The sequence below is a fragment of the Roseiflexus sp. genome (assembly GCF_057785375.1).
Genome location: NZ_JBYNRX010000046.1, coordinates 1 through 10,461, shown reverse-complemented (window position 1 = coordinate 10,461; position 10,461 = coordinate 1). Strand labels below are relative to the sequence as shown.

9 protein-coding genes and 1 pseudogene are annotated in these 10,461 nt (G+C 60.9%); all 10 read right to left on the bottom strand.

Features of this window, described 5'->3' with window-relative positions; all coding sequences use genetic code 11:
• A pseudogene (locus tag AC3EA7_RS08520) lies at window positions 1-195 on the bottom strand (peptide ABC transporter substrate-binding protein); the annotation flags it as partial.
• Between the two features lie 632 nt (window positions 196-827).
• Complete coding sequence (locus AC3EA7_RS08515; protein ID WP_488613618.1) at window positions 828-1,478, bottom strand: HEAT repeat domain-containing protein; 651 nt, start codon at window positions 1,476-1,478, stop codon at window positions 828-830.
• Window positions 1,479-1,608: 130 nt separating this feature from the next.
• Window positions 1,609-2,454: an SDR family oxidoreductase gene (locus AC3EA7_RS08510; RefSeq protein WP_488613617.1), complete on the bottom strand. Its 846-nt coding sequence runs from the start codon at window positions 2,452-2,454 to the stop codon at window positions 1,609-1,611.
• A 196-nt stretch (window positions 2,455-2,650) separates the two neighbouring features.
• Window positions 2,651-3,385 (bottom strand): ribonuclease III, encoded by a 735-nt coding sequence (gene rnc / locus AC3EA7_RS08505; RefSeq protein ID WP_488613616.1) that lies wholly within the window; start codon window positions 3,383-3,385, stop codon window positions 2,651-2,653.
• Window positions 3,345-4,592, bottom strand: coding sequence for a beta-ketoacyl-ACP synthase II (gene fabF / locus AC3EA7_RS08500; RefSeq protein ID WP_488613615.1), 1,248 nt, complete (start codon window positions 4,590-4,592; stop codon window positions 3,345-3,347). Before fabF ends, rnc begins: the two co-directional genes overlap by 41 nt.
• A 282-nt stretch (window positions 4,593-4,874) precedes the next feature.
• Window positions 4,875-6,512 carry a protein kinase domain-containing protein gene (locus AC3EA7_RS08495; protein WP_488613614.1) on the bottom strand — a complete coding sequence of 546 codons (1,638 nt, stop codon included), beginning with the start codon at window positions 6,510-6,512 and terminating at the stop codon, window positions 4,875-4,877.
• Window positions 6,513-6,848: 336 nt separating this feature from the next.
• Entirely contained in the window at window positions 6,849-7,058 is a 210-nt protein-coding gene (locus tag AC3EA7_RS08490) for a hypothetical protein (protein WP_488613613.1), read from the bottom strand.
• Window positions 7,059-7,357: 299 nt separating this feature from the next.
• Entirely contained in the window at window positions 7,358-8,329 is a 972-nt protein-coding gene (locus AC3EA7_RS08485; RefSeq protein WP_488613612.1) for a glycosyltransferase family 2 protein, read from the bottom strand.
• Window positions 8,330-8,338: 9 nt separating this feature from the next.
• Window positions 8,339-9,118: a glycosyltransferase family 2 protein gene (locus tag AC3EA7_RS08480; RefSeq protein ID WP_488613611.1), complete on the bottom strand. Its 780-nt coding sequence runs from the start codon at window positions 9,116-9,118 to the stop codon at window positions 8,339-8,341.
• Window positions 9,115-10,050, bottom strand: a complete 936-nt coding sequence (locus AC3EA7_RS08475; RefSeq protein ID WP_488613610.1) for a glycosyltransferase family 2 protein — start codon at window positions 10,048-10,050, stop codon at window positions 9,115-9,117. The genes AC3EA7_RS08480 and AC3EA7_RS08475 overlap by 4 nt, the downstream gene beginning before the upstream one ends.
• Between the last annotated feature and the right edge of the window lie 411 nt (window positions 10,051-10,461).

The window sequence follows — 10,461 nt, the reverse complement described above, 5'->3', positions numbered from 1 at the left end:
CGGTTGCGCAGGCGCCGCCGTCGGTTGCGCGGGCGCCGCCGTCGGTTGCGCGGGCGCCGCCGTCGGTTGCGCGGGCGCCGCCGTCGGTTGCGCCGCAGGCTGCTGACCGCCACACGCTGCCAGCACCGGGATGATCAGGATGAGAAGCAGCGCCAGTGCGCCACTTCGCCGCCATACGTTACGCATCGAACGCATAGTGGTTCTGTCCTTTCACTCCAATGAGGAATCTGCCGGAAACTCAAGAATCACGCCATTGATTGCCGTTATGCACATCACCTCCCCGCACGAACGAAATTGGCGTTTTGACCCGTGTGTACAGCGATACAAGCGCATAGCACCTGTTGCTCTGCACATCCTTGCAGAAAACCGTTCTGCATCGATTGCACGGGTGTGAAAGGCGGGTATCGAAGTCAACGTATTATACCATGAAGGTTAAGGAACGTCAACGGCACGATTCGGAGGGGGTGCAGGCATGAGTTGTCAGGAACTACGGCGCCGTGCATGCCACGCTGCGCGGCGGCCACGCTGGCGCGGGAGGGGTCAGGACATGCGACCACGCCGGGGCGAGGGCGCTGCCACGCCCTTCGTGCGATCAGCCTGACGGTTGATCGTCGGGCGGTGCGGCGGGCTGCCGCCTGACAGTCCTCCTGAACCGGACGACGTAAGGGCGGGTCTGAGACCCGCCCTTACGTTTCGTTGTTCCCGGATGCTGGCGGCAAGGATAGCATGCTCCGCCGTGTGCATCAACTGCCCGACATTCGTGCCCGGACCCGACCAGGCGCACAAGTACTGAAGCAAGGCGCCGCGCGGGCGCAAACGACCCTGCCTTACACTTCCAACCGCCGCAGCAGATCGCGCACTCGAGCAAACTGATCCTTTGAAACGGATGGATTGGACGCTTCGATCTCCTGAATGGCGCGCTGCGCCGCCTCCGCCACCGATGCCCCCCACGACGTCAGGCCGGTATCTTCCACTACGCACTTGCACAGCGCAGGGATCGCCTCGGCGACATTCATGTGCGCCAGGGCGTTGCAGGCAGCGAAGCGTACATCGGGTGCAGGATGGTGCAGCGCAATCAACAGCGGATGAAAGGCGCGCGTGTCGCCGATACGCCCTAACGCAATTGCGGCGCGCTGCGCAACTCGTGGATCCGGGTCGGTCAATGCATGAAACAGCGCGTTGAGCGCACGCCCTTCACCAATCACTCCCAGTATTCGGATGGCTTCAATGCGCGCTGACGGGCTATCACTTTCAGCCAGGTCCAGCAATGCGGGCAATGCTGGCTGACCAATCACTCCGAGCGCCCATGCCGCCCGCATGCGCACATCACGGTCCTCGTGGTACAGCAGGTCGATCAGCGGGGCAACAGCCGCTTCACCCAGCATCCCCAATGCGAAGGATGCCTGTGCCCGGCTGAAGTCATCGCCCTCCTGCAATTCCCTGACCAACTGACAGATCGAGTCGGGCGTTCGTTTCATCACGCTGCCTCTCTTTCCGGGAGGTTGGGGAAGCGAGACTACTGGCGTATCGCATGATGCAGTGCGATCACATTCGTTTTCGCTTTTCCAGTTCCCGACCGTTCCCTTCGGGGATTGCAATCCATATCGCTCAACCCAATACGTCCCGAACTCCTCGGATTCGCGTCGTCAGCACCCCCTGCGCGACACGACTGTCCAGCGCGCAGTTGCGCGGACGACGCGGCGCTGCCGGGCTTGGACCGCCACGCACACGCGCCGGATCGTGCCCAAATGCACCGGCGATCAGACGGGCGAATTCGTAGCGACTGACAACATCCGGACCTGCCACGTGCAGAATGCCACTGCGGTCCTGCTCTGCCAGTTCCAGCAACGCTGCCGCCAGATCGCCAACCACGATCGGGCAGCGCAGTTCGTCGGTGAAGAAGACCGCCTCTGCACGCCCATCGATCACGTCGAGAACGAACCGTTCGTGTCTGCCAGGATGCTCCGGCCCGCCATAGATCAGCGACGTGCGGACGATTAACGCTGCGGGATGCGCGTCGGCGACCAGGCGTTCCGCTTTAGCCTTGGCAGCGCCATATGCCGTCACCGGGCGCGGGGCATCCGCCTCGGCGTACCTGCCGCTCCGTTCCCCGTCAAACACCACGTCGCTCGACATGTGGATCAGGCGCGCTTTTGCCGCGTATGCGCCTTGAGCAACGGCGCCTGCCCCATCTGCCGTGATCGCCGCCATATCCGGTCCTTCCTGGCGATACGCCGTGTGGATGATCGCATCCGGCGCATAGCGCTCGATCAGCGCCCTGGTCGCCGCTCCATCACGCAGATCGAGCATTTCCCAGCGCACACCCTCCGTCTGCGGTTCGTGCGCGTGGTACGTTGCAACGACATCCCACCCCTGCGTGCGCGCCAGATCCACCAGCGCCGCACCCAGGAACCCGCTGCCGCCGGTGATCAGCATGGTACGTCCTGTGAGCATGGCGCTTAATAGAACACGGATTCGGACGGATTAAGACGGATTGGCATGGATCAGGCTCTACTCTGGTTCTCAGTTCTCGGTTCTCGTAACCCCTCACCTCTCACCTCTCACCTCTCACCTCTCACCTCGCGCCTCGCGCCCCTGCTCTCCACCAAGATCACGAAAGGCACGAAGGGGTAATGCCACCTCTCACCCCTCACCCCTCACCTCTAGCCTCTAACCTCTTGATCGCTTCTCGCGCCGCATCCTGCTCTGCCGCCTGTTTGCTCGAACCACGTCCTCTGCCAAGCGTCTCATCACCGGCCAGCACTTCGGACGTAAACTCCGGTTGATGTTCCGGGCCGCTTTGCCTGATCGTGCGATAGCGCGGGGTGATCCCTCGCTCCGCCTGAATACGCGCCTGGAGTTTACTCTTATAGTCGAGCGGCGGACCCTGTTTTTGGAGTGCCGCCAGCACCTCATCGAACAGCGGCAGGAGCAACGTTTGCACGGCATCGAGACCCTGATCGATGAAGACCGCAGCGACGACAGCCTCAAACGTATCTGCCAGCAGCACCGGCCGCTGTCGGGCGCCGCTCGCCTCTTCGCCGCGCGCCAGCAACACGTGTGAACCCAAGTCGTACCGCTGCGCAAAACCGGCAAGCGTTTCCGTTCTGATCAGCGCCGAGCGCCATGCGGTCAGATCGCCTTCGCTTGCGTCGGGAAAATGCTCGAACACCAGCCTGGTCGCCAGAAAATTGACAATCGCATCGCCCAAAAACTCCAGGCGCTCATTGCTGGAGAGCGCGAGACGCTCATCGACGCGCTCGTTGAGAAATGAACTGTGCGTCAGCGCCTGCTGGAGCAAACGCTGATCGGAGAACGCCACATTCAGGCGCGCACAGAGTTCATCAAGCGGCTTCTTCGTAGCGTCGGAAGATGAGCGAGACATTATGACCACCAAAGCCGAACGAGTTGCTCAACACCGTATCCACACGACCGGGACGCGCCGCATTGGGCACATAATCAAGGTCGCACTGCGGGTCGGGCGTGGTATAGTTGATCGTCGGCGGGAGCAGTTGTTCTTGAATGGCAAGAATGCTGACGATCGCCTCGATGGCGCCGGCAGCGCCGAGCAGATGCCCAAACTGCGACTTGCTCGAACTGACCGGCACGCGATAGGCGCGTTCGCCGAGCAGACGCTTGATCGCCTCGGTTTCGGCGATGTCGCCGGCCGGCGTGCTGGTGCCGTGCGCATTGATATAATCAATATCGTCGGGTGAAAGACCGGCGTGCTTTAGTGCGGCGCGCATCGAGCGCAACGCCCCTTCGCCGCCGGGCGCCGGCTGGGTGATGTGGTAGGCATCCGCTGAGAGACCATAGCCGACGAGTTCCGCCAGAATGCGGGCGCCGCGCGCACGGGCGAACTCCAGGTCTTCCAGCACCAGCATTGCGCCTCCCTCCGATAGCACGAACCCATCGCGCTCGGCATCGAACGGGCGTGACGCACCGGCTGGATCGTCATTGCGCGTCGAAATGGCTTTCGCGCTGGCAAACGACGCAATCCCGATCGGCGTGATCGGCGCCTCGCTGCCGCCAGCAACCACTGCCGACGCCCATCCGCGCCGGATGATCTCCGCCGCCTCGCCAATCGCGTGCGCCCCGCTCGCGCAGGCGGATGTCGGGCAATAGTTCGGTCCTTTCAAACCAAACATCATTGACACCTGACCGGCAGCCATGTTCGTGATCATGGCCGGCACGAGAAACGGGCTGATCCGTGCAGGACCGCGCTCCTGCAAGGTGATCACTCCCTCCGCCAGGGTGGTAATCCCGCCGATCCCGCTACCGATGACAACCCCGATCATGTCGGCATTTTCTGGCGTCGCAGTCAACTCAGCCGTGCGCAGCGCCTCGCTGGCGGCAGCGATTGCCAGATGAATGAAACGGTCATTGCGCCGGACTTCTTTGCGGTCCATATAATTGAGCGGATCGAAGCCGTGCACCTCGCCCGCAATGCGCGACTCAAGATTCGACGCATCGCACAGGGTGATCGGACCGATACCGCTCCGCGCTTCGCGAATGCCCTGCCAGAGCGCCGGAACATCCAGTCCCAGCGGACTGACAGCGCCCATTCCTGTAACAACCACACGCCGTGACATTGGCTGACGTCTCCTCAGGTTGCGAAATGTACGTCTACAAACATGCCCGACGACTCTGCACCAGCACTCACGTTCGACAGCGCAACACGCCGGGCTGACCAGGACCAATCGTTGCTGTGATTATAACAGAAACCTGACATTGAATATCAAAATGTTATTGACTTCACTGCAAAAAGCAACCACGAAGGTCACAAAGGGACACAAAGGAAATGAGCTTCATTTTTATTCACCTTCGTGCACTTCGTGTCCTTTGTGGTTAAGCCCTTTTGCAGCGGACTCTTACTACTTTTTGATCCGATGCAGTCCGGCAAGCGCGTCATTATTCTCTGGATCGAGTTGGAGCGCCTTTTCGAAGGCATGCTGCGCCTCTTCCATTCGCGCCAGGTGCAGCAAACAGGTCCCATACTTCACCCATCCGTCAACCGAACGGGGATCGAGTTTCAGCGCTTCGGCATACGAATCGACGGCGGCTTTGTACCGTCCCTGGCGGCAGAGCAGATCGCCAAGCAGGCGACGGGCAACCGCATCGGACGGGTCGAGATGAATGGCTTTTTCCAGGCACTCCTGAGCCGACGCCGTCTCCGCAAGATGCTGCAACAACGAGCCTTTGCTGCGCCACAATGCAGGCGCGCTCGGCATATACGAGAGCGCCTTGTCGTAAGCGGTCAACGCTTCGAGCGGCTTCTGCATCGCCGCAAAAATGTCGCCGCGCGCGCCATAGAGATGCGCATATTCGGTACGACTCACGGCGCGCCGCAAACCCTCATCGACAGCCTGCAACGCCTCGTGATACAGCCAGAGTTTGAGGGAACAGCGCGCAATCAGGTTCCAGCCATCCGGTTGGTCCTGATCGAGTTCGACGGCGCGCTTGAAGCAACGAATCGCTTCCTTGTACTCTCCCATGTTCATGTGCGCCAGGCCGCGCTCTTTCCAGCGCTCCGCCTCATCGCGGTCGTCGAACGGCGACTCATCAGTGAAGGGAGATCCAACGAGCGACTCACGAACGCGCTGCAGCGCCGCTTCGAGCTCGGCAAACGATTGAAACCGCTCGGCGGGACGTTTTGCCAGGCAGCGCACAACAATAGCCGCAGCATCCGGCGGCGCATTCGGCGCCAGGAGGCGTGGATCGGGCGGCGGCGCTTTGCGAATCAACCGGATCAGGGCATCATCGCGCTGCGCATCGAACGGCAGGCGACCGACGAACAGCTCATACAGGGTGACCCCAAATGCATAGATGTCGCTCCACACACCGGCAGCCGCGCCATCGAAAAGTTCGGGCGCCATGTAGGGCAGCGTGCCGCCAAGACCAGAGGTTGAAAATGTGGCGCGCAAAGAGACTCGCCGTCGCTGCTCGGCATGTTCGGCATCAAAGAAGGTTTGCCAGGGGCGCAGCACTCTCGACAAGCCGAAGTCGGTCACTTTGGCGCGCCCATTAAACGAGAGCATGATGTTGTCCGGTTTGAGATCGCGGTGCACCAGGTTCAACTGATCGACGGCATACTGCATACCGCGGCAGATCTGAATGCCGTAGTCGATCACTTCCAAAGGCTGAAGGCGGCCCACCAGGGCGCGGAGCGGACCGCCGTTCACATACTCAGCGACCACATGAGGACGCCCCATGTAGAGGTGAATATCGTAGGCGCAAACAATGTTAGGGTGGCTGCCCAGACGAATCCAGAGTTCCGCTTCGGCATTAAAACGCCGGATAGCAGCCTCATCCCAGAGATATTTCGTCTGATACGTCTTCAACACGACACGCCGACGTTGCTGGCGGTCGTAGGCAATATAGACGACCCCCATATACCCGCGGCGCACCTGTTGCACCTCGTAGCGCTGTTCGATGACGTCATCGACTTTATATTCGCGCCCGAGTTGCGCGTCGCTGAGACGTCTGCGACGCTGAAACCATCGTTTGAGCATGAGCGGCTCCCTTGCGATACGGTTCAATACTACCACGAAGCCGCCCTAAAAGTAAATATGATGAGAGAGAAGAGACGTTGAACGTTGCAAGTTACAACGTTGAACGTGCTGATCGCACAAAGGCGCAGACTGGAACAGGCGAAGGTATGAAGGTTGCGGGTTGAAGGTAAAATCCTTGATTGTCCAGGTTGTGGGGGATCGCTCTATCGGTTCTCGGTTCTTGGTTCTTGGTTCTTGGTTCTTGGTTCTCGGTTCTCGGTTCTCGGTTCTCGGTTCTCGGTTCTCGGTTCTCGGTTCTCGGTTCTCGGTTCTCGGTTCTCGGTTCTCGTAGAGCGTTCAACCAGATGTTGCCCAATCATTGCCCGTGTTGACCGCCTTGCGGCTGACGTTGGCCCTGGCATCGGCAATCCGCTCGTCCGCCCGGCGGCTGAAGCCGCAGGCTACGGTTGCCAAACCCGCCTGCACAGGCTGCACCGGCGATGCCGGATGATGCGCTCCCAAACCGTCGCGGTTGGGGGAGTGCGGCGAATCTGACCTTTTGTTCATCAGGAAGCCGCTCGCACACCAGGCGGCAGTCGGTCAGATCATATTCGCGCGTTCGGTTCGCAAGGCGTAACAATCTACAACGCGCGTTGGCAGTCGTGGACGCAGACTGCGCAGTGGCATCAGCAGCCCCAGCGGGGCTTTCACTTGCGGTGAGCGTAGTCGAACTGCGTCCTCAGCGAGGGCTTTCGCCCGCAGCGCCCCGGCAGTATTGCACGAATGACTGCGTATTAGTATCAGTTCTCAGTTCTCAGTTCTCAGTTCTCAGTTCTCAGTTCTCAGTTCTCAGTTCTTGTAACCCCCTAACCCCTCACCAGCCCTCGCAGAAACGCCAGATACCCGGTTATCCGCTGCCGTCGCAAACTGCGCCGATGCCCGCACAGCCACTTACCCGCCTCGATCAACAGTTCTGCGCCATATGCCGCCATCAGGAACGCGCGCAATACCGTTGCCAGACGATCGCCATAGCGCAGCCGCGCATACCGCAAACGACTCCGGTGGAAGGTCAGCAATCGCCAGGTTGGAACCTGCGCGCTGCTCTTTCCCTCGTGATGAATAATCTCGGCAGCGGGAAGATAGACGATGCGACCACAGGCGCGCAGACGCTGTTGCCACTCCAACTCCTCGGAATACATAACAAAACCGGCATCGAGCAGACCGGCGCATTCAATCGCCGACCGACGCACCATCAATGCCGCCCCGACCAGCCAATCGACCGTCTGTTCCCGGTCATCCGGCAGATCCATGCAGCGGTAGCGCCGCACCCAGGGGTTGTGGGACCAGCGCCATTCGAGCGGCGTGCTCTCCCAGAACAGGACCCCTGGCGTCGGGAAACGTCGCCGACTCGACTGCACCGTTCCGTCAGGGTAACGCAGCCGCGGACCCGCCACTGCAACATCGGGATGTCCCTCCAGATAGCGCGCCAGCGCCGGAATCGCCCCCCCAACCACTTCGGTGTCTGGATTCAGCAGCAGCACATACCGGACGCTCGCGCCGCTCTGGACGAATACACGACGCAACGCCAGATTGTTAGCGCCGGCAAACCCCAGGTTGCGCCCGGCATCGATCACATCAATATCGGGATGTCGCGTGCGCAGCATGGCGGATGTGCCGTCCGTTGACGCATTATCGACGACAACGATCCGATACGCAATGCTGGAGCCGGCAAGCGAGGCATGCACCGTTGTGATGCACCGATCAAGCAGATCACGGACATTCCAGGACACGATGATAATTGCAAGCATCAGTCGTTGCACCAAAGAGCGAATCTTCACGCCGGACGCTCATTTGATTGCTGTCAGTCCTTTGAGATGAGCATACTTCACCATCTCGAAGAACGCCATCGTTGCGCAGAGGAACAGACCGAGCGCACCATCGCGGTAGCCGCGCAGCGCAACAAAACGCCGGTAGAACTCTCGCACTGGCGCGCCAATGAATGTCCGCCAGCGCACCGGCGCACCTGCCAGAAAGAGGGTCTGCGCTTCCTGAATGGCGTAAGCCCGTTGCTTGCGCCACAGTTCGTCGAGACGTTCGATGTTCAGATGCACCAGATGCCCCTGCATCCTGCCCGCCGGTCCATCGAGCGTTGCAAATTCGTGCACCAGGCGCGCCTCGTCATAGCGCGCACAATCGCGGCGCATCAGGCGCAACTGCGCGTCGGGGTACCATCCGCCGCCCTTCAGTCGCCGGCCAAAGAACAGGTTATAGCGCGGAATCCAGAATCCCGCCCTATCTGTGCCGCTTTTCAAGACCGCGCGAATCTCGTCCGCCAGATCGGGCATCACCCATTCGTCGGCATCGAGGAAAAGCACCCAGGCGCCGGTGCACAAATCGAGCGCGCGATTGCGCTGGGCAGGAAATCCGCGCCACGGCTCAACATACACCCGCGCACCGTAGTCTCGACAGATGGCCGCCGTTGCATCACACGAACGGCTGTCGATCACAGCGACAATTTCAGCGGCAAGACCGACGACGCTGGCGAGCGCATCGCCAATGTGACGCTCCTCATTGCCGGCGATGACCGCGACCGACAGTGAAGCAACCGGCTCAGCAGGAGGTGTCATAGGCGCAACACGCTGCCATACGCCCACAAGCGCGACCGCACCTCGTCACGCCCGATAGTGCGCGAAGCATAGTCGCGCCAGGCGCACAGCATCAACCGCAGCATGCCGGCGTGAATGATCGCCCTGTGCAGCCGCGCAGAACGCTCGCCGTAATGTGTGCGAAAGAACCGCAACCGGCTGGCATACAGCGCCGTCAGCATTCGCACGCGGAACTGACCGGTCGCAGCGCCGCCGACGTGCACCACCTGAGCGCCAGGCGCCTGCCAGATCGCCCAACCTGCGCGGCGCACGCGGTAACACCAATCGACCTCCTCGGCATACATGAAATACCCCTCGTCGAGCAGACCCACCTGATCGATCACTGTACAACGGACAAGCATACAGGCGCCAAGCGGATGATCGATGGGGAAGGGCGCATCACCGGACTGTTCCTGGGGATACCGACCGTGCCACCAGGAGTTGTACAGGCGTCCGGGCAACACCTCGCCGGGAGGAAAGAGATCGAGCAGTGTCATCATCAGCGTCGGAAAGCGAAATGCCGCCGGCTGAAGGGTTCCATCAGGGTTCAGCAACCTTGGCGAAACGACGCCAACACGCGGGTGGGCATCGAGGAACGCCGCCAGCGTCTCAATTGCGCCTTCACGAACAACGGTATCGGGATTGAGCAGCAGCACATACTCGAGCGCCGGATGCTCACGGCGCAACGCATTGATTGCCAGATTAGTCGCAGCAGCGAATCCCAGGTTGCACCCCGCCTCGATGAGTGCAACCTGCGGAAAGCGGGTGCGCACCAGCGCCGCGCTGCCGTCGGCAGAGGCGTTATCGACGACCACGACGTGCAACAGCAGTGAGCACGTCTGGAGCGACTCCAGGCATGCCGCCAGCAGATCGCGCGTATTGAACGATACAAGAGCGACACCAACGCTTCTCATTGCGGCGCGTAGTGTAGCAGGGGAAGGCGCGGCGCGCAAATCACGCCGCTGTACGCACCGTTCAGGCGTGCGGTCGAGAGGCCCGCGACCCGGCGCCAGACGCCAGCCCCCATGGACGCATGCGTCCAGTAATGCCCTGGTGCTGACAATCGATTAGTATATTGCTTGAGGAATATGAATGCTCGATTCACTACCGTACACTTTTTTTCTGGGGGTTGACTTATGGTATACTCCATGGCGAGTCCCAGCCCTAGGAGGAATCATGAGCGGCAACGTACGCCGATACCGTGCCATCCGCCAAGCCTTGAACCGGCTCTACCCCCACGAACCGCAAGGCAACCTTGCCCGCCACCTGAATACCTTGGCAGGGCTGATCAGCGGCATCGTCGGCAGCAAGTCCACGAACCTGCC